Origin of the sequence: Streptomyces galbus, from assembly GCF_005280195.1 — a bacterium.
GTDB lineage: Bacteria > Actinomycetota > Actinomycetes > Streptomycetales > Streptomycetaceae > Streptomyces > Streptomyces galbus.
The window spans coordinates 235,368-255,149 of the sequence record NZ_SZPR01000017.1 but is presented as its reverse complement, the minus strand read 5'-3'; the positions used below and the strand labels follow the sequence as shown (position 1 = coordinate 255,149).

Below are 19,782 nucleotides of genomic sequence, written 5' to 3'. Positions count from 1 at the left end.
TGCTTCGCCGACTCGCGGCCTGCGGCAGGATGGATGCCACCTGGTACGTACGCGTCACTCGCGCTCGTATGGATGACAACCGCTGGAGACGCCTGGTGAGTTCCCCAGATCCGCAGGTTCGCGCAGCGCGAAACCACGCAACCCCCGCCGGCGGGCGGCGCCCCGTCGTCGCCGTGACCGGCGCCGCGACCGGGGTGGGCGCGCTGCTCACCGAGCGGCTCGCCGCCTCCGAGGAGATCAAGCAGGTCGTGGCCGTCGACGAACGGCGCGGCGAGTGCGACGCGGCGGAGTGGCACATCCTCGACGTCCGCGACCCGGCGATCGCGGAGAAGCTGCGCGGTGCCGACGTCGTCGTGCACCTCGCGCTCGATCTCGACCTGGGGAGTGACGCCGCCGCCCGGACGGCGTACAACGTGCGCGGCACGCAGACCGTGCTGACCGCCGCCGCGGCGGCCGGTGTGCACCGGGTCGTGCTGTGCACCTCCGCGATGGTCTACGGCGCACTGCCCGACAACGAGCTCCCGCTGTCGGAGGACGCGGAGCTGCGCGCCACGGCCGAGGCGACCGGCGTCGGGGACCTGCTGGAGATCGAGCGGCTGGCCCGGCGCGCCCCGCGCGCGCACCCCGGCCTCAACGTCACCGTCGTACGGCCCGCGATCCTGGTGGGCGGCACCGACACCGCCCTGACCCGGTACTTCGAGTCGCCCCGGCTGCTGGTGGTGGCCGGGTCGCGGCCGGTCTGGCAGTTCTGCCACGTCGAGGACCTGTGCAGTGCCCTGGAGTACGCCGTCCTGGAGAAGGTGGACGGGGAGCTCGCGGTCGGGTGCGACGGTTGGCTGGAGCAGGAGGAGGTCGAGGAGCTCAGCGGCATCCGGCGCATGGAGCTGCCGTCCGCGGTGGCCCTGGGGGCCGCGGCCCGGCTGCACCGCATCGGGCTGACGCCGTCCCCGGCGGGCGACCTGGCCTACACGATGTACCCGTGGGTGGTCAGCGGCAGCCGGCTGCACGACGCCGGGTGGCGGGCGCGGTGGACCAACGAGGAGGTGCTGGCCGAGCTGCTGGCGGAGGTGGCCGGACGGCACACGGTCGCCGGGCGGCGGCTCGGGCGAAAGGACGCGACGGCGGCCGGTGCCGCGGGCGCGACGGTGGCGCTGCTCGGCGCGGCGGCCGTCGTGCGCCGCGCCCGCAAGGCCCGGCGGCGGTAGGGACCCCCCAGCCCGAGGGGCTTCCCACTGGGAGGGGCAGGCCCCTCGGCCGGCGTGTCTGTAGGAGGCTCCAAACCCCCACGCGCGTGTGTCGGGGCTTTCCGCGATTCCACGGGGTTCCGGGTGTGGGGCACGATGGGGGCATGGCACCTATCAGTGATCACCCCGGTGAGCAGGGCGCGCGCGACGCGATCAAGCTGATCGCGGTACGGGACACCCCTCTGTCGCTCGACGAGGTCTTCCGCGCCGTCGGGGACGACGCGTCCGGTGGCACCGCCCTGTTCGTGGGGACCGTGCGCAACCACGACGGGGGCGCCGACGTCGACCGGCTCGGGTACTCCTGCCACCCCAGCGCCGAGGCCGAGATGCGGCGGGTCGCGGAGAAGGTCGTCGCCGACTTCCCCGTGCGGGCGCTGGCCGCCGTCCACCGGGTGGGGGACCTCGGGGTGGGAGACCTGGCGGTGGTCGTGGCCGTGTCGTGCCCCCACCGCGGGGAGGCCTTCGAGGCGTGCCGCAAGCTGATCGACGACCTCAAGCACGAGGTGCCCATCTGGAAGCACCAGACCTTCTCCGACGGCACCGAGGAGTGGGTGGGCGCCTGCTAGGCCCGCACTCCGGTTGCGTAACCGGACCCCCGGCGTGAGCGTTGTCCGTGCGGATGGTTAATCTGCTGATCAGTCAGTTGCGGTCGCTCACGTGGGGCTGGGAGGTCGGGATGGCGGCGCTCGCCTGGTTGCTGATTCCGCTGGTGGCGGCGATCTTCGCGGGGCTGTGGGGCAGTTGGGCCAACCGCACCCGCAAGGCCCGCAGCGACGGGCCCGAGCTCGACGGGTACGCCCGCTTCCGCGCCGCGATGGAGAAGGACAGGACCCCCACGCACTCCGGGTCCTGACGCCCCGACCCCCCGCCCGGCGGCCCTGACGGTGCGCTGACAGAGGCGTCCCGTACTGTCGAGGCATGCCACGCCGCACCGCGACGATGCTCGCCTCGACCCTGGTCCTGATCGCGCTCCTGTGCGCGGGAGTCCTGATCCGCGTGCCGTATGCGGAGATGTCGCCGGGCCCGACGGTCAACACGCTCGGGGAGCACGACGGCGAGCCGGTGCTGCAGATCGCCGGCCGCAAGACCTACCCGACCGACGGTCACCTGAACATGACCACGGTGCGGGTGACCAGCGCGGACTACCGGATGAACCTGGTCGAGGCGGTGTACGGCTGGCTCGCGCACGACGACAAGGTCGTGCCGCACGACACGCTCTACCCGGACGGCAAGACGGAGGAGCAGTCGACCCAGGAGAACGCCGAGGAGTTCAGCCAGTCCCAGGAGAGCGCCAAGGTCGCCGCCCTGGAGGCGCTGCACATCCCGGTGCGGTCCTGGGTGATCGTCTCCACCGTGGTGAAGGACTCGCCGGCCGAGGGCAAGCTGCACGCGGGCGACGTCATCAAGGCCGTCGACGGCACCGCGGTCAAGGAGCCCGGTGACGTGGCCAAGCTGGTCACCCGGCACAAGCCCGGTCAGGACGTGGTGTTCACGATCGTCCCGGCCAAGGAGCAGGCCGCCGCCGAGAAGGCGAACCGGACGGCGACCACGACCGAGAAGGTCACGATCACCACCGCGAAGTCGGACGACAGCGGCGCCCGGCGGGCCATCGTCGGCATCTCCGCGGGCACCGACCACACGTTCCCGTTCAGCATCGACATCAAGCTCGCCGACGTCGGCGGCCCCAGCGCCGGCCTGATGTTCGCCCTCGGCATCTACGACAAGCTCACCCCGGGCAGCCTCACCGGCGGCGCGTTCGTCGCGGGCACCGGCACGATCGACGACGAGGGCAAGGTCGGACCCATCGGCGGCATCGAGATGAAGACGGTGGGGGCGCGCAGCAAGGGCGCGCGCTACTTCCTCACGCCCGCCGAGAACTGCGCGGCCGCGGCCAAGGACACCCCGGGCGGGCTGCGGCTCGTCAAGGTCTCCACCATCGACGACGCGCTCGACGCCCTGAAGGACATCCGCAGCGGGGACACCGACGCCCTGCCGAAGTGCACGACCAAGGGCTGACCGGCCCGACGGCAGTACGGCGCCGGGGGCGCCCTCGTCGACGAGGGCGCCCCCGGGCGCGTACGGGATCAACCGCCGCCGGTGAACCGCGGGCGGGGGAGCGGTCCGCTCAGTCCTCGAAGGTCGCCGACAGGGCCTGGGCGAGGCCCGGCACCAGGTCGGCGCCGGTGAGCACCTCGGTGGGGCTGTCCTTCTCGCGCAGGCGCAGCGCCGACTCGCGGGAGCCGTCGCGCAGCACCGCGACCGTCATGCGGACCTCCTGGCGCTCGGGGTGCTCGGCGACCCACTTCGCCAGCTTGGCCTCGTCGAGGTCGTCGGGGACCTGGGTCTCGGCGGACGGCGGGAGCATCAGGCGCTCGATGGTGAGGGCGCAGCCGGTCACCGCGCCGGGCCAGGCGATGGTGGCCAGGAACTCGTCGAGCGGCTTGTCCGTTGGCACCTCGTCCTGCTCGATCGGGGTCAGACCGGTGGTCTCGGGTCCGTCCGCCAGACCGAGCTGGGCGGCCAGCGCGGGTTCCTGGGTCCGCAGCTGCGCGGTGTCGACGAGGGCGAAGAGGCGTGCGGGCTGGTCCCAGCCGAGGCCGGAGGCGTACTCGTCGATCTCGAGTACGGCCCGGGTGAGGGGGCTCGCTGCCATGGGAGTGTTGGACATGGTCACAATCCTGCCTCGTTCCCGGCCCGGATCGGGAACCGAGTAAACGGTGAGTAAGTTGCATAGGTGTGGGGCCGCGATCACCGGGGCCCGCACGGGGCCGGCGAACACGCGGGTCCGACCGATCGAGTAGCGAACTTCGAGGTGCGCACCTTGGCTTTCCAGATGCCGGACCGCGGCGGAGGCCCGACAGGGCCGCGGATGAGAGTGGGCCGTCCGTCCCGGCGTGTCCGGACCCTGCTGATGACGCTGGGCGTCCTCGCCGTGCTCGGCATGGCGTTCACCATGTTCGCCGGGTTCTGGACCGACTGGCTCTGGTACCGGTCGGTGAACTACTCCTCCGTCTTCACCACCACCCTGTGGACCAAGATCGGACTGTTCTTCGTCTTCGGTCTGCTGATGGCGCTCGCGGTCGGGTTCAACATCTGGCTCGCCCACCGGCTGCGGCCGCCGCTGAGCGCGATGTCGATGGAGCAGCAGAGCCTCGACCGCTACCGCATGGGCATCGCGCCCTACAAGAAGTGGCTGCTGCTGTCGATCACCGCGCTGGTCGGGCTGATCGCCGGAGCGTCGGCGTCCAGCCAGTGGCGCACCTGGCTGATGTGGGTCAACGGCGTGCCCTTCCACCAGAAGGACCCGCAGTTCCACCTCGACGTGTCCTTCTACGCCTTCGACCTGCCCTGGTACCGGTTCCTGCTCGGCTTCGGCTTCGCCGCCACGATCCTGTCGCTGATCGCCGCCGCGCTCACCCACTACCTCTACGGCGGGCTGCGCGTCACCAGCCCCGGGGCCCGTGCCACCGCGGCCGCCACCGGCCACCTGTCGGTGCTGCTGGGCGTCTTCGTCGCGCTGAAGGCGGTCGCCTACTGGCTCGACCGGTACGGCCTCGCGGTGAAGTCCAGCGACTTCAAGGCCACCGACAACTGGACGGGCCTGCGGTACGTCGACGCCAACGCCTACCTGCCGGCCAAGACGATCCTGTTCTGCATCGCCGTCATCTGCGCCCTGCTGTTCTTCGCCACCCTGTGGCGGCGCACCTGGCAGCTCCCCGTCATCGGCTTCGGCCTGATGGTCCTGTCGGCCATCCTCATCGGCGGCCTCTACCCGGCGATCGTGCAGAAGTTCCAGGTCCAGCCGAACGAGCAGGCCAAGGAAGCGCCGTACGTCCAGAAGAACCTCAAGGCGACCCGCGAGGCGTACGGCATCGACGACACGCAGGTCAACGAGTACACGGGCACCAGCACCACCCAGGACAAGTCGACGCTGCGCGACGACGTCTCCAAGACCGCCAGCATCCGTGTGCTTGACCCGAACATCGTCTCGCCGACGTTCCAGCAGCTCCAGCAGATGCGGAAGTACTACGCCTTCCCGACCAACCTGGACGTGGACCGCTACAACCAGAACGGCACCGACCAGGACACGGTGATCGGTCTGCGCGAGCTGAACCTCGCGGGCGTGGACAAGCAGAACTGGATCAACAACCACTTCCGCTACACCCACGGTTACGGCGTGGTCGCCGCCAAGGGCACCACCGCCGACGCCGAGGGGCGCCCGGTGTTCACCGAGTCCGACCTGCCGTCCAAGGGCGACCTGGGCTCGTACCAGCAGCGGATCTACTACGGCGAGAAGACGACCACGTACTCCATCGTCGGCGGTCCCCAGAAGGAGATCGACTACTCCGACGACAACGGTGAGAAGACCACCAGCTACCAGGGCAAGAGCGGCGTCAACCTCTCCAACCCGCTCAACCGGGCGGCGTACGCGGTCGCGTTCGGCGAGCCCCAGATCCTGTACTCGGGCGCCATCGGCGACGGGTCGCGGATCCTGTACAACCGCACGCCGAAGGACCGCGTCGAGGCGGTCGCCCCGTGGCTGACCATCGACGGCGACGCCTACCCGGCGGTCGTGGACGACAAGATCCAGTGGATCGTCGACGCGTACACGACCACCAACGGCTATCCGTACGCCTCCCGTACGACCCTCGGCGACACCACCGCCGACTCGCTGACCGCCGCCAACGACAACCGTGCGGTGGTGGCCCAGCAGAACCAGGTCAACTACATCCGCAACTCGGTGAAGGCGACCGTCGACGCGTACACCGGCGAGGTCAAGCTCTACCAGTGGGACACCCAGGACCCCGTCCTGAAGACGTGGATGAAGGCGTTCCCGCACACGGTGAAGTCGAAGTCCGACATCTCCCCGTCGCTGATGGCCCACCTGCGCTACCCGCAGGACCTGTTCAAGGTGCAGCGCGAGCTGCTCTCCCGCTACCACGTGAAGGACGCGCAGACGTTCCTCAGCGGCAGCGAGGTGTGGCAGGTGCCGGACGACCCGACCAACAAGTCGGGCGACGCGGTGCCGCCGTACTACCTGAGCATGAAGATGCCCGACCAGCAGGCCCAGGCGTTCTCGCTGACGACGACGTTCACGCCCAACGGCCGGGACAACCTCAGCGCGTTCATGGCCGTGGACTCGGAGGCGGGCACACCGGACTACGGGAAGATCCGCATCCTGAAGCTGCCGACGAGCACGACGGTCGACGGACCGAAACAGGTGCAGAGCCAGTTCAACTCCGAACAGAACATCGCCGAGTCCATCCGTCTGCTGCGCGGCGGCGACTCGGAGGTGGAGTACGGCAACCTGCTCACGGTGCCGCTCGACGGCGGACTGCTCTACGTGGAGCCGGTGTACGTCCGCGGTGGCGGGCTGAAGTACCCGCTGCTGCGCAAGGTGTTGGTGACCTACGGCGGCAACACGGCCTTCGAGAACACGCTGGACGAGGCGCTCGACAAGGTCTTCGGGGCCGAGAGCACCACGCCCCGGCCACCGGACTCCGGCACCAAGCCGCCGCCGTCGACCGGCAACGCCACCGTCCAACAGGCGCTCCAGGACGCCCAGAAGGCCTTCGACGCGGGTCAGGAAGCGCTGAAGAAGGGTGACTGGGAGGCGTACGGCAAGGCCCAGAAGGACCTCCAGGACGCACTCCAGCGGGCCGAGGACGCGCAGGCGGCCGCCAAGGGCAAGGGCGGCGCCGGGAGTTCGGGCGGCAAGGCGAGCAGCAGCCCGAGCAGCAAACCGAGCGCCGGCGCGAGCAGCGCGCCGAGCGGCAGCCCCAGCCCGACGGCCGGCGCCGGTGGCTGAGACCGGCGGCTGAGCTGCCGAGCGGGCCCCCCTCCGTGCCGTGATACGGTGATGGAACACGGCGCGGGGTGGAGCAGCTCGGTAGCTCGCTGGGCTCATAACCCAGAGGTCGCAGGTTCAAATCCTGTCCCCGCTACTGCAGGACGAAGGCCCGGATTCCTCACAGGGATCCGGGCCTTCGTCGTGTGCGAACGGATGTACCGAGGGGGCGTACGGCCGCGCCGCCGCGGCGAGTTGGGGTGACCTGTGTTTGACTTGTCTCTCTGTGGGCATGTCGACAAAACGCTGAAGTGACCTCACTGGCTGCGGTATACCAGGTGTACCCGGGTTGCGGGTGGTGCGACGATGGACGTTATGGGGGACAAGGCAACTCTGTTCGAGACAGGGCGATTTGTGCAGCCTTCCCGTGAGGAGGCGGAAGCGGCCCCGGACGTCGACGAGACGGGGGAGGCCGCTGAAGAGGTGCGCCTCCGGCTCGCCGCCGAGACCGGCGACGTCGAGGCGGCCAGCGTCCTCGGCGCCCTGCTGCTGCGCCGCGCCGACCTCGACGGAGCCGAGCCCCACCTGCGTGCCGCCACCGCGGCCGGGGACCGCGCCGCCGCCAACAACCTGGGTGTCCTGCTCCACCAGCGCGGCTACGCCGACGAGGCCGCCGGGTGGTGGCGGGTCGCCGCCGTCGCCGGGTCCGCGGCCGCCGCGCACGCGCTCGGGCGGCACCACCGCGAGCGCGGCGACGAGCCCGCCGCCGAGTACTGGCTGCGCCAGTCCGCCGAGCAGGGACACGTGCTCGGCGCGTACGCGCTCGCCGACCTGCTGGAGCACCGCGGCGACGACGGGGCCGAGCAGTGGATGCGGGCCGCGGCCGAGCGCGGACACCGCGAGGCGGCCTACCGGCTCGCCCGCGCGCTGGACCGCCGGGCGGCCGAGCGCGGCGCGCTCGAGCGGGGCGCGGTCGAGAGCGCCGAGCCGGGCCGCGCGGGACGGACCGCCGGTACGCCCGGGGCCGGTGCCGTGCACGCGGACGACAGGTCCGCGGCCGGCCGGCGCACCGACGCGGCCCGGGACGCCGGACCGCGGTCCGGCACGGGCCTCGGTGTCCCGCCGGCCGAGGAGGCCGAGCAGTGGTACCGGCAGGCCGCCGCGCGCGGCCACCGCCGGGCCGCGCTGCACCTCGGGGCGATCCTGGAGCGCCGCGGCGAGCTGAAGGAGGCCGGGCGCTGGTACCTGACCAGCGCCAAGGACGGCGAGGCGCGGGCCGCCTGCGCGCTCGGGTTCCTCCTGCGCGACGCCGGTGACACCGAGAACGCCGCCGTCTGGTGGCTGCGCGCCGCCCAGGACGGCGACGGCAACGCGGCCAACGCACTCGGCGCGCTGCATGCCGAGCGCGGGCAGACGCAGACCGCCGAGCGCTGGTACCGGGCCGCCCTGGACGCCGGCGACGTCAACGGCGCCTACAACCTCGGGCTGCTCTGCGCCGAGCAGGGACGGACCGCCCAGGCCGAGCAGTGGTACCGGCACGCCGCGTACGCCGGGCACCGGGAGGCCGCGAACGCGCTGGCGATCCTGTTGCTCCAGGGCGGCGACACCACCGGGGCCGAGCCGTGGTTCTCCAAGGCCGCCGAGGCCGGGAGCGTGGACGCCGCGTTCAACCTGGGGATCCTCTACGCCGGGCGCGGTGAGGACGCGGCGGCGCTGCGCTGGTACGAGCGGGCGGCCGCCGCCGGTCACACCGAGGCGGCCCTCCAGGTCGGGATCGCGCGCCTGCGGGACGGGGACGAGCAGGAGGCCGAGCTGCACCTGCGGTGCGCCGCGGGCGGGGGCAGCGCGGAGGCGGCGTACCGGCTCGCCACCGTGCTCGACGCGCGGCGGCCCCGGCCGTCGGCGCACGAGCTCGGCGAGGTGGTGCACGAGAAGACCGAGTGCGAGGAGTGGTACGAGCGCGCCGCCTCCCAGGGCCACCGCCGGGCCCAGGTGCGGGTCGGGATGCTGGCCGCCGCGCGCGGTGACGTCGTCGAGGCGGCGCGGTGGTACCGGCTGGCCGCCGAGGCGGGGTCGCGCAACGGCGCGTTCAACCTCGGGCTGCTGCTCGTGCGGGAGGGCAGCGAGCCCGAGGCGGTGGTCTGGTGGACCCGGGCGGCACGGGAGGGGCACGGGCGGGCGGCCCTGCGGCTGGCCCTGGTCTACGCGCGTCGTGGTGAGCTGGACGAGGGACAGCGCTGGGCGGACCGCGCGGTGACGCTGGGGCCGGCCGAGGTGGCCGAGCGGGCGGCGCGGCTGCGGGACGCGCTGCGCCAAGAGCTGACGGCGTGAGGCAGGGGTGGGACGGACGTGCCCCGGGCGGTGATTTGCTTCCGTCCTCCTCCTTGACGTAACATTGCATTCACCGACGCGGGGTGGAGCAGCTCGGTAGCTCGCTGGGCTCATAACCCAGAGGTCGCAGGTTCAAATCCTGTCCCCGCTACTGATGGACGAGGGCCGGAATCCGAATGGGTTCCGGCCCTCGTCGTGTGCCGTGCTCCGCCCTCGCGCCCCCCCTCCGCTCTCCTTAAGCGTGGTTTAAACACGGATTAAGCGTGCTTCGGGTTGTCGGCGTTACTTGAGGTAATCCCAGGTCAGGGCCTGATTCGAGGATGCGGGTTCCGGTTGGCAGGGGCAACCTTCCTGCGTATCGTCTGGGCTCGCCGACGGTGCCGTCCGCGCAGCGTGAGAGCGCTCTCAGAACCGGTGCGTCGGCCAGGAAGACCCTCCCCGACGACAAGGTGTGTTCTCCCCATGGCCGCTCATCGCGCACGCAGATGGTCGTTCGGAGGGCTGGCGCTGCTGACGCTCGCCGCCCTCGCCGCCGCCCTCCTCCTCAACACCTCGGACCCGGCGACGAACCGCGCGAGCGCCGCCACCGCCACCACGACCTGGTCCGACGACTTCGAGGGCGGTGCGGGCAGCGCGCCCAGCGCAGCGAAGTGGACCCTGGAGACGGGCGGCGGCGGGAACGGCAACCACGAGCTGCAGTACTACACGAACAGCACGGGCAACGCCGCCCTCGACGGCAACGGCCACCTGGTGATCACCGCCCGCAAGAACACGGACGCCGGCCTGCAGTGCTGGTACGGCACGTGCCAGTACACCTCGGCCCGGCTGAACACCGTCAGGACCTTCACGCAGAAGTACGGCCACTTCGAGTCCCGGATCAAGGTCCCGCGGGGCCAGGGCGTGTGGCCGGCGTTCTGGATGCTCGGCGACGACCTCGGCAGCGCGGGCTGGCCCGCCAGCGGCGAGATCGACATCATGGAGAACGTCGGCAAGGAGCCCGGCACCGTGCACGGCACGATCCACGGCCCCGGCTACTCCGGCGCGGGCGGCATCGGCGCCGGGTACACCCTGCCGAACGGCGCCTCGTTCGCCGACGACTTCCACGTCTTCGCGGTCGACTGGAGCCCCTCGGCGATCACCTGGTCCGTGGACGGCAGGCCCTACGAGACCCGCACCCCCGCCGACGTGGGCGGCAACAGGTGGGTCTACGACCACCCGTTCTTCCTCATCCTGAACTTCGCGGTCGGCGGTGACTGGCCCGGGAGCCCGGACGCCGGCACCTCCTTCCCGCAGACGATGACCGTCGACTACGTCCACGTCACCACCTCGGACTCCGGCACGGGCGCGGGCACCGGCTCCGGCACCGCCCCCCGGGCCGGCGCCCTCAAGGGCATCGGCGACATGTGCGTGGACGTGGCCGGCGCCGGCACCGCCGACGGCACCCCCGTCCAACTGCACACCTGCACCGGCAACGACGCCCAGCGCTGGACCCTCGGCAGCGACGGCACCGTACGCGCCCTGGGCAAGTGCCTGGACGTGCAGGGCGGTTCGCACGACGACGGCGCGGTCGTCCAGCTCTACACGTGCAACGGCACCCCGGCCCAGCAGTGGACGTACACGGCGGCCCGCGACCTGACCAACGTCGGCGCCGGCAAGTGCCTGGACGCCAAGGGCAACTCCGCCGCCGACGGCACCCGCCTGCAGACCTGGACCTGCTCCGGCAACGCCAACCAGAAGTGGTCCCTCGTCTGAGCCCCCACCACGGCCCCCCACGACCCCTCCTCGCGGCACCCCCCACCGCCGCACTCCCCAAGGAGCACCCCTCATGGCACCTCGTCACCAGCGCAGCCTGACCCGCCGCAAGATGCTGTTCGCCCTCGGGGGCGCCGCCGTGGGCGTCCCGGCGATCGCCGCCGTCGCCCCGCACGCCCTCGCGGGGCAGAGCGGCGGGTCCGCGCCCGCGGCGGGCGGCGCGCTCCCGGTCACCGTGGTCAACAACAGCGGCTCGTTCGGGAACGGTTCGGTGCACCTGTACGTCGTCGGCAACGCCGACGGCAAGCAGGTGCGGCTCACCCCGGACGGCACCCTCGCCCCCGTCGCGCTCTCGGACAACGGCCCCGACGGCTTCACCGACTACGCGATACCGCTCGCGGGCAGCGGCGCGACCACGCTGTCCCTGCCCCGCATGTCGGGCCGCATCTACGTCTCGCTGGGCGCGAAGCTCAAGTTCAAGGCCGTGACCGACGGCAACGGCGACGCCGCCCTGCAGTACCCGGCCGGCTGGGTCGCCTCGGACCCCAACTACGGGATCCTGCACGACTGCGCGGAGTTCACCCACAACGCGGACGGGATGTTCTGCAACACCACGATGGTGGACATGTTCAGCGTCCCGATGAGCATCCGGCTCACCGGGGAGAAGGACCAGACGACGGGCGCCGTGCGCGACGGCGGCCGGGCCGCGGCCTTCGCGGCCCTGCGGCAGGTGGAGGAGTTCGCCCCGCTGGTCGTGGACGACACGCGGATCATCGCCCCGGGCCACGGCCTGGACGCGGGCCTGTTCCCCGAGGACTACTTCGCGCCGTACATCGACGAGGTGTGGAGCACGTACACCGGCAAGGACCTCACGGTCAGCACGAACGCGGGGACGTTCACCGGACGCGTCCGCGGCGAGCGGCTCACCTTCGACGGCCCGGCGGCGGTGTCGTTCGCCAGGCCCTCCACCCGTGACGTCCTCTTCTGCGACGGCAACCTCGCCGCCCCCAACGACGGGACGACCGGCCCGGTGGCCGCGGTCCTGGGCGCGGCCTTCAACCGCTCCACCCTGATCAGCCACCCCGCGCAGCCGGCCACCGACCCGGCGACGTTCTACCGGGGCGCGCTGACCAACCACTACGCGCGGGCCGTCCACGCGGCCACCGTGGACGGCAAGGCCTACGGCTTCGCCTTCGACGACGTGGCCGACTTCGCCTCCTACGTCCAGGACACGAAGCCCACGGGCTTCACCCTCACCCTGACGGCGTTCTGAGGCGCCGGACCACGACGCTCACACGAAAGGGCACCGCACTCCCCGGTCAGGGGGAGTGCGGTGCCCTTCGGCGTGGTGACGGCTCGGGGGGCCTACGCCGCCGCGCAGTTGGGGCAGACGCCGCGGTAGGTGACCTCGACGTCCGACACCGTGAAGCCGAAGCGCTCGGAGTCGGGGAGGTCGGCCAGCGGGTTGCCCGACGGGTGCACGTCCCGGATCGCACCGCACCGCGCGCACACCAGGTGGTGGTGGGGGCGGTGCGCGTTCGGGTCGTACCGCTTGGCGCGCTGGTCCGTGCTGACCTCGAGCACCTCGCCGAGGGTGACCAGCTCACCGAGGGTGTTGTACACGGTCGCCCGGGAGATCTCCGGCAGCTTGGCGACGGCCCGTGCGTGGACCTCGTCGGCCGTGAGGTGGACGTGCTCGCCGTCCAGGACCTCGGCCACGACACGCCTCTGCGCGGTCATCCGCCATCCGCGTCCGCGCAGCCGTTCCAATAGGTCGCTCATACTCTTCAGCCTAACAGCAACCGGACCAGGTTCCGAATAGGTGTGACTTTGGACGTTCATTTGACTTGGACTGAGTCCAATGTAGGATCGAGACTGGCTTTGGTCGAGTAACAGGAAGACGCAGGAGGCGCACGTGACGCAGGGACCGCTCACCACGGAGGCCGGTGCACCGGTTGCCGACAACCAGAACAGCGAGACCTCGGGCGTCGGCGGCCCGGTCCTCGTCCAGGACCAGCTCCTGCTGGAGAAGCTGGCCCACTTCAACCGGGAGCGCATCCCGGAGCGCGTGGTGCACGCCCGCGGCGCCGGCGCCTACGGCACCTTCACGGTGACCGCCGACGTCACGCCGTACACGCGTGCCGCCTTCCTCTCCGCGGTGGGCAAGGAGACCGAGGTCTTCCTGCGCTTCTCGACCGTGGCCGGCAACCTCGGTGCCGCGGACGCCGTGCGCGACCCGCGGGGCTTCGCGCTGAAGTTCTACACCGAGGAGGGCAACTACGACCTCGTCGGCAACAACACCCCGGTGTTCTTCATCCGGGACGCCATCAAGTTCCCGGACTTCATCCACACCCAGAAGCGCGACCCCTACACGGGCTCGACCGAGCCGGACAACGTGTGGGACTTCTGGTCCCTGTCGCCGGAGTCCACGCACCAGGTGACCTGGCTGTTCGGCGACCGCGGCATCCCGGCCTCGTACCGGCACATGGACGGCTTCGGCTCGCACACCTACCAGTGGAACAACGCCGACGGCGAGGTCTTCTGGGTCAAGTACCACTTCAAGACCGACCAGGGGATCAGGAACCTCACCGCCGAGGAGGCCGACGTCCTCGCCGGCAAGGACCCCGACTCCCACCAGCGCGACCTGCGCGAGGCGATCGAGCGCGGCGAGTTCCCGAGCTGGACCGTGGGCGTGCAGATCATGCCCGCGGCGGACGCGGCAGCGTACCGCTTCAACCCGTTCGACCTGACCAAGGTGTGGCCGCACGCGGACTACCCGGTGATCGAGTTCGGCCGGCTGGAGCTCAACCGCAACCCGCGCAACGTCTTCGCCGAGGTCGAGCAGAGCATCTTCTCGCCGGCCCACTTCGTGCCGGGCATCGGCCCCTCGCCGGACAAGATGCTGCAGGGCCGCCTGTTCGCCTACGGCGACGCGCACCGCTACCGCGTCGGCATCAACGCCGACCACCTGCCGGTGAACCGCCCGCACGCCACCGAGGCGCGCACCCACTCCCGCGACGGCCACCTCTACGACGGCCGGCACGGCGGCGAGAAGAACTACGAGCCCAACAGCTTCGGCGGGCCGTACCAGACGGGCCGTCCGCTGTGGCAGCCGTTCGACGCCGTCCCCGGCGGCACCGGCGCCCACCCGACGCCCCGCCACGCCGAGGACGACGACTTCGTGCAGGCCGGCAACCTCTACCGGCTGATGCGCGAGGACGAGAAGGAGCGCCTGGTCGCCAACCTCTCGGGCGCGCTCGCGGGCGTCTCGCGCGACGACATCGTCGAGCGGGCGGTGGAGAACTTCCGCCGGGCGGACGACGACTTCGGCAAGCGGCTGGAGGCCGCGGTCCAGGCCCTGCGCGGCTGATCACCAGCACTGGACCGCTTGCCGGGGGACGGGCCGGACCCTTCCTCGACCGCTCCACTCCGGTGGGGCCCGTCGAGGGGGGTCCGGCCCGTTCGTGCGCCCGGGCCGTGCGGCCGGGCCGCGGCTCAGGCCGGCACCTGCTGCCGGTCCGGGGCCCAGCAGCGGATGATGTCGCGGACCGAGACGACGCCGGTGACGTCACCGCGGTCGAGGACGACGAGGTGGCGAAAGCCGCCGTGGGTCATGGAACGGGCCGCCTCCTCCAGCGTCCAGCCCGGGGCCGCGAACACCACGTCGGTGGTCGTGTGGTCCTGGGTGCGCTCGGTGTCGGGGTCCTGGCCGAGGCCGACGGAGTTGAGGATGTCGCGCTCGGTGAGGATGCCGATCCCTCCGGCGTCGGGGTCGTGCACGACGGCCGCGCCGACCCGGCGGGCGGACATCAGCGCCGCCGCCTGCCGCAGGGTGTGGTGGGGGCCGATGATGAGGACCACGGTGCTCATGGCGTCACGGACGAGCATGGATCGAGCCACCTCCTGGTGTGTCCCGCCTGGGTGTCCCCGCCCTTCCTGCCTTGTTCAGCCCTTTGTTCAGCGTTTCACAAATGCACAAGTGGGGGGATTCTCAGAGTGGCAGGCAAAGCGGGGGTCAACAAGAGGGCGCGTGCGGCCGGTTGAGGGCGCACGCGCTCATCCGCCCCTGGGGCGAGTGCGCCGGACGTGGCGTCAGTTCACCCGCGCGGGTGGAGGTGGTCCAGCAGTGCGTCGTGCAGCAGGCCGTTCGACGCGGCGGCGTTGCCGCTGTGCGGGCCGGGACGGCCGTCGAGGCCGGTGAAGGTGCCCCCCGCCTCCGTCACGACGATCGCGGTGGCGGCCATGTCCCACAGCGACAGCTCGGGCTCGGCGCACAGGTCCACCGCCCCCTCGGCGACCATCATGTACGGCCAGAAGTCCCCGTACGCGCGCGTGCGCCAGACCCGGCGGGTGAGGTCCAGGAAGCCGTCCAGGCGGCCCTGCTCCTCCCAGCCGGACAGGGACGAGTAGGCGAAGGAGGCGTCCGCGAGGTCGGCGACCCGCGAGACGTGCAGCCGGGTGGCGGAGGACAGGCTGCGCCCGGAGTAGGCGCCGTGCCCCTTCGCGGCCCACCAGCGGCGGCCGAGCGCCGGAGCGGACACGACCCCGACGACCGGCTGGTAGCCGCCCTCGCCCGCCTCCATGAGGGCGATCAGCGTCGCCCACACCGGGACGCCCCGGACGTAGTTCTTGGTGCCGTCGATCGGGTCGACCACCCAGCGGCGCGGGCCGGTGCCCTCCACCCCGTACTCCTCGCCGAGGATCGCGTCCCGGGGACGGGCGCGCTGGAGCTGGCCGCGGATGATCTCCTCGGCCGCCTTGTCCGCCTCGCTCACCGGGGTCATGTCCGGCTTCGTCTCCACCTTGAGGTCGAGGGCCTTGAAGCGGGCCGTGGTGGCGGCGTCGGCGGCGTCCGCGAGGACGTGGGCCAGCCGCAGGTCGTCGAGGTAGTCCGGCATGTGACGAACGGTATCCGTCCCGGCGGGCGCGGGGCCACAGGGGGCCGGGGCACCCGGTGGACGCCCGCCCGGGGCGGCCGGGCAGGATGCCGCGATCCGCCCCCTCCGCGACCCCTTGACAGTGCGGACAAGCCCGTCAAATCTGGGCGCAGTGCCGTCGCAGGGAGGCGAGGATGCCGGGTGCGCGGGAGTCACTGCTGGACGCCGCCTTCGCGGCCCTGACGCGTCGGCCGTGGTCCACGGTGCGCATGGTCGACGTGGCCGCGGCGGCCGGGGTGTCCCGGCAGACGCTGTACAACGAGTTCGGCAGCAAGGACGGCCTCGCCCGCGCCCTGGTGCGCCGCGAGGCCGACGGCTACCTCGCCGGGGTGGAGCGGGCCCTCGCCGGGCACGGCGACGCCCGGGAGCGGCTGACCGCCACCGCCGAGTGGACCGTGACCGCCGCCCACGACAACGCGCTGGTCCGCGCCCTGCTCACCGGCTGCTGGAGCGAGCGCCTGCCGACGCCCGCGCTGCGGCCCGCCCCGGCCTCCGCCGCGGTACCGGCGCAGCGGCGGGCGGACGGCCCGCTGCCCTCGCCCGGGGACTTCGTGGCCCTGGTGCGCGACCGTGCCGTGGCGGTGCTGGCCGGGCCCGCCGCCAGGCCGGACACCGCCGAGCTGGCCCGCTCCTGCGAACTGGTCGTCCGCGTCGCCCTGTCCTGCGTGGCCGCGCCACCGGGTGAGGGCGGCCTCGCGGACCTGGTGCGCGGCGCCCTGCACCGCCCGCCGGCCTGAGCGCGCCCGCCGTGGCCCCGCCGGTGCCCGCGCGCCCGCCGGCGCCTCAGTGCGTCGAGCCGGAGAGCTGGAGCCCGATCACGCCGATGATGACCAGGCTGATCGAGACGATCTTCAGGGTCGACACCAGGTCGCCGAGGAAGACCATGCCGTAGATCGCCGTGCCGGCCGCGCCGATGCCGGTCCACACCGCGTACGCGGGTCCCACGTCCAGCTTGCGCAGGGACAGGGTCAGCAGGCCGAAGCTGCCGAGGGCGAACACGCAGAAGGCGATCGTCGGCCACAGCCGGGTGAACCCGTGGGAGAGCTTCAGACACACGGCGAAGCCGGTCTCGAGCAGTCCGGCCACCATGACCAGCAGCCACGCCATGTGCTGTCCTCCCGTAGGTACCGGATCACCGCTCGGTGCGATTATGCACTTACCGGGGTCCGGCCCCACCAAACAACGCGGTGCTCAGTCGCCTTCCGTGCGCTCACGCGTCGACAGCAGCCGACGCAGCGAGTACAGCCGCGCCGGGTCCGCGTGCCCCTCGGCCACCCACGCGTCCAGCGCGCAGTCCGGCTCGTCGTGACTGCACGCGCGCGGGCAGCCCGCGGTGCCCGGTTCCAGGTCGGGGAAGGCGTGGATCACCCGGGACGGGTCGACGTGCGCGAGACCGAAGGACCGCACGCCCGGGGTGTCGATCACCCAGCCCGCCGCGCCGTCCAGCGGCAGCGCCAGCGCGGAGGTGGTGGTGTGCCGGCCGCGGCCGGTCACCGCGTTGACGTGACCGGTCAGGCGCCGCCGCTCCTCGGGCACCAGCGCGTTCACCAGTGTCGTCTTGCCGACGCCCGAGTGGCCGACGAACGCGGTGACGCGTCCCGCCAGTTGCTCGCGCACCCGGTCCGCCGCGGTGCCGTTCTCCAGCTCCTCGCGGCTGGTCACCACGTAGGGGATGTCCAGGTCGCCGTACAGCTCCAGCAGCTTGTCCGGCGGGGCGAGGTCGGACTTGGTCAGCACCAGCAGCGGTTCGAGGCCGCCGTCGAACGCGGCGACCAGGCAGCGGTCGATGAGCCGCGGGCGGGGCTCCGGGTCGGCGAGGGCGGTGACCACGGCGAGCTGGTCGGCGTTGGCCACCACCACCCGCTCGTAGGGGTCGTCGTCGTCGGCCGTGCGGCGCAGCACCGAGGTGCGCTCCTCGATGCGGACGATGCGGGCCAGCGTGTCCTTCGCGCCGGACAGGTCGCCGACCAGCGCCACCCGGTCGCCGACCACGGCGGCCTTGCGGCCCAGTTCACGGGCCTTCATCGCCAGCACCGTCCGGCCGTCGACCAGGCACGTCAGCCGGCCCCGGTCGACGGTCAGAACCAGGCCCTCGGCGGCGTCCTCGTGCTTGGGCCGGATGTTGGTCCGCGGCCGGTTGCCCTTGCGGTTGGGGCGGCTGCGGATGTCGTCCTCGTCGGTGTGCTTGCCGTAGCGGCGCATGGCTGTTCCCCGCGTCCCTACGCCGCCCCGAGCATCGCGGTCCACAGGTCCGGGAAGTCCGGCAGGGTCTTCGCGGTGGTCGCCACGTTCTCGATGCGCACGCCCTCGACCGCGAGGCCGATGACCGCGCCGGCGGTCGCCATGCGGTGGTCCTCGTAGGTGTGGAAGACACCGCCGTGCAGCGGGCGGGGGCGGATGCGCAGGCCGTCGGCCGTCTCGGTGACGTCGCCGCCGAGCTCGTTGATCTCCTTGGTGAGCGCGGCCAGCCGGTCCGTCTCGTGCAGCCGCAGGTGCGCCACGCCCCGCAGGGTCGAGGGGGAGTCGGCGAGGGCCGCCACCGCCGCGATGCCCGGGGTCAGCTCGCCGACGTCGCCGAGGTCGACGTCGATGCCGTGGACGGCACCCGAGCCGGTGAACTCCAGGCCGTAGTCGGTCAGTCGGCAGGAGCCGCCCATCTCGGTGAAGATCTCCCGCAGCCGGTCACCCGGCTGGGTGGTGCGGGCCGGCCAGTCCGGGACGACCACGCGGCCCCCGGTGACCAGCGCCGCCGCCAGGAACGGCTGGGCGTTGGACAGGTCCGGCTCCACCGTCAGGTCGCGGCCGAGCAGCGCGCCGGGCGTGACCCGCCAGACGCCGGGCTCGCCGCCCGACTCGGGGGTGTCCACCTGGGCGCCGACCGCGCGCAGCATGTCCACCGTCATCTGGATGTGCGGCAGCGACGGCAGGGTGGAGCCGGTGTGACGGACCTCCACCCCCTGGTTGAAGCGGGGTCCCGACAGCAGCAGCGCCGAGACGAACTGGGACGACGACGAGGCGTCGACCTCGACCGGGCCGCCGTCCAGCGCGCCGACGCCGTGCACCGTCAGCGGCAGCGCGCCGCGGCCGTCGTCGTCGATCCGCGCGCCGAGCGCCCGCAGCGCGTCGATCACCCCGTGCAGGGGACGCTCGTGCGAGCGCGGGTCGCCGTCGAAGTGCACCGGCCCGTCGGCCAGCGTGGCGACCGGGGGCAGGAAGCGCATCACGGTGCCGGCGTTGCCGACGTCCACGGTGGCCGGGCCGCGCAGGCCCGCCGGCAGCACCCGCCACGCCTCGCCGGTGCCGTCGGGGCCCACGCCCTCCTCGATCTCGATGCCCATCGCGCGCAGGGCGTCCGCCATCAGCAGGGTGTCGCGCGAGCGCAGCGGACGGCGCAGCCAACCCGGCTCGGAGGCGAGGGAGGCGAGCACGAGGGCGCGGTTGGTGACCGACTTGGACCCGGGCACGTGGACCGTCGCGTCGACGGCTCCGCTCGCGTGCGGCGCGGGCCAGAGGGCGGTGGGTGCGGGGGTACGGGCCATGGGGCCCACTCTATAAGGAGGGCGGTCCGCCGGACTGTCCCTCGTCCGCCGCTTCCGGTGCCGTCCTGGCTGGTCGAACCGTTCGCCGCAGGTCGGCCGCGCCCCTCAGCCGGGCGGCTCGTGCGGGGTGCGCCGCGCAGCGGACGATCCACTCCATCGGGCGGCTCCCGCGGCTGCGCGGTGACGCCGCG

Annotated in this window: 17 protein-coding genes and 2 tRNA genes; 12 read left to right on the top strand and 7 right to left on the bottom strand. The window is 72.3% G+C overall.

From position 1 onward, the window contains the following. The first annotated feature begins 95 nt into the window (after window positions 1-95). The 4 genes from E4U92_RS20655 to E4U92_RS20640 all read left to right on the top strand — a co-directional run bounded on the left by E4U92_RS20655 (window position 96) and on the right by E4U92_RS20640 (window position 3,260). A complete protein-coding gene (locus E4U92_RS20655; protein ID WP_137301915.1) occupies window positions 96-1,205 on the top strand; it encodes an SDR family oxidoreductase in 1,110 nt (369 codons plus the stop codon). 143 nt (window positions 1,206-1,348) lie between these two features. Next, window positions 1,349-1,810 (top strand): molybdenum cofactor biosynthesis protein MoaE, encoded by a 462-nt coding sequence (locus E4U92_RS20650; protein ID WP_137301914.1) that lies wholly within the window; start codon window positions 1,349-1,351, stop codon window positions 1,808-1,810. A gap of 53 nt (window positions 1,811-1,863) precedes the next feature. Further along, window positions 1,864-2,097 (top strand): hypothetical protein, encoded by a 234-nt coding sequence (locus E4U92_RS20645; RefSeq protein WP_137301913.1) that lies wholly within the window; start codon window positions 1,864-1,866, stop codon window positions 2,095-2,097. Between the two features lie 65 nt (window positions 2,098-2,162). Further along, window positions 2,163-3,260 (top strand): YlbL family protein, encoded by a 1,098-nt coding sequence (locus E4U92_RS20640; RefSeq protein ID WP_137301912.1) that lies wholly within the window; start codon window positions 2,163-2,165, stop codon window positions 3,258-3,260. A 109-nt stretch (window positions 3,261-3,369) separates the two neighbouring features. Here the strand turns inward: E4U92_RS20640 and E4U92_RS20635 are convergent, their stop codons facing one another. After that, window positions 3,370-3,912, bottom strand: coding sequence for a PPA1309 family protein (locus tag E4U92_RS20635; RefSeq protein ID WP_137301911.1), 543 nt, complete (start codon window positions 3,910-3,912; stop codon window positions 3,370-3,372). Between the two features lie 165 nt (window positions 3,913-4,077). On the opposite strand from E4U92_RS20635, the gene E4U92_RS20630 reads away from it, so the two are divergent. From E4U92_RS20630 to E4U92_RS20605, 6 genes are all read left to right on the top strand, one after another. After that, complete coding sequence (locus tag E4U92_RS20630; protein ID WP_137302015.1) at window positions 4,078-7,053, top strand: UPF0182 family membrane protein; 2,976 nt, start codon at window positions 4,078-4,080, stop codon at window positions 7,051-7,053. Between the two features lie 62 nt (window positions 7,054-7,115). Continuing rightward, window positions 7,116-7,189, top strand: a tRNA-Met gene (locus tag E4U92_RS20625). 209 nt (window positions 7,190-7,398) lie between these two features. Then, on the top strand, window positions 7,399-9,363 hold the full coding sequence (locus tag E4U92_RS20620; protein ID WP_137301910.1) for a tetratricopeptide repeat protein: 1,965 nt from the start codon (window positions 7,399-7,401) through the stop codon (window positions 9,361-9,363). Window positions 9,364-9,440: 77 nt separating this feature from the next. Next, a tRNA-Met gene (locus E4U92_RS20615) sits at window positions 9,441-9,514 on the top strand. Window positions 9,515-9,825: 311 nt separating this feature from the next. Then, complete coding sequence (locus tag E4U92_RS20610; protein WP_137301909.1) at window positions 9,826-11,115, top strand: glycoside hydrolase family 16 protein; 1,290 nt, start codon at window positions 9,826-9,828, stop codon at window positions 11,113-11,115. 73 nt (window positions 11,116-11,188) lie between these two features. After that, on the top strand, window positions 11,189-12,388 hold the full coding sequence (locus tag E4U92_RS20605; protein WP_137301908.1) for a glycoside hydrolase family 64 protein: 1,200 nt from the start codon (window positions 11,189-11,191) through the stop codon (window positions 12,386-12,388). Window positions 12,389-12,480: 92 nt separating this feature from the next. On the opposite strand, the gene E4U92_RS20600 is transcribed toward E4U92_RS20605, so the two are convergent. Further along, entirely contained in the window at window positions 12,481-12,897 is a 417-nt protein-coding gene (locus E4U92_RS20600) for a Fur family transcriptional regulator (RefSeq protein WP_067236834.1), read from the bottom strand. A gap of 133 nt (window positions 12,898-13,030) precedes the next feature. Here E4U92_RS20600 and E4U92_RS20595 point away from each other — a divergent pair, with 133 nt between their 5' ends. Next, complete coding sequence (locus E4U92_RS20595; protein ID WP_137301907.1) at window positions 13,031-14,485, top strand: catalase; 1,455 nt, start codon at window positions 13,031-13,033, stop codon at window positions 14,483-14,485. A gap of 125 nt (window positions 14,486-14,610) precedes the next feature. Here E4U92_RS20595 and E4U92_RS20590 read toward each other — a convergent pair whose 3' ends face one another. Beyond that, on the bottom strand, window positions 14,611-15,003 hold the full coding sequence (locus tag E4U92_RS20590; RefSeq protein WP_137301906.1) for a CBS domain-containing protein: 393 nt from the start codon (window positions 15,001-15,003) through the stop codon (window positions 14,611-14,613). A 209-nt stretch (window positions 15,004-15,212) separates the two neighbouring features. Beyond that, window positions 15,213-16,013 carry a histidinol-phosphatase gene (gene hisN / locus E4U92_RS20585; RefSeq protein WP_137301905.1) on the bottom strand — a complete coding sequence of 267 codons (801 nt, stop codon included), beginning with the start codon at window positions 16,011-16,013 and terminating at the stop codon, window positions 15,213-15,215. Between the two features lie 173 nt (window positions 16,014-16,186). On the opposite strand from hisN, the gene E4U92_RS20580 reads away from it, so the two are divergent. Beyond that, the gene (locus E4U92_RS20580) at window positions 16,187-16,789 is read left to right on the top strand and encodes a TetR/AcrR family transcriptional regulator (RefSeq protein ID WP_137301904.1); all 603 of its coding nucleotides are present in this window, start codon (window positions 16,187-16,189) and stop codon (window positions 16,787-16,789) included. A 46-nt stretch (window positions 16,790-16,835) separates the two neighbouring features. On the opposite strand, the gene E4U92_RS20575 is transcribed toward E4U92_RS20580, so the two are convergent. From E4U92_RS20575 to aroA, 3 genes are all read right to left on the bottom strand, one after another. Next, a complete protein-coding gene (locus E4U92_RS20575; protein WP_137301903.1) occupies window positions 16,836-17,159 on the bottom strand; it encodes a DMT family transporter in 324 nt (107 codons plus the stop codon). An 84-nt stretch (window positions 17,160-17,243) separates the two neighbouring features. After that, the gene (gene rsgA, locus E4U92_RS20570) at window positions 17,244-18,254 is read right to left on the bottom strand and encodes a ribosome small subunit-dependent GTPase A (protein ID WP_137301902.1); all 1,011 of its coding nucleotides are present in this window, start codon (window positions 18,252-18,254) and stop codon (window positions 17,244-17,246) included. A 17-nt stretch (window positions 18,255-18,271) separates the two neighbouring features. Further along, window positions 18,272-19,591 carry a 3-phosphoshikimate 1-carboxyvinyltransferase gene (aroA, locus tag E4U92_RS20565; RefSeq protein WP_137301901.1) on the bottom strand — a complete coding sequence of 440 codons (1,320 nt, stop codon included), beginning with the start codon at window positions 19,589-19,591 and terminating at the stop codon, window positions 18,272-18,274. Between the last annotated feature and the right edge of the window lie 191 nt (window positions 19,592-19,782).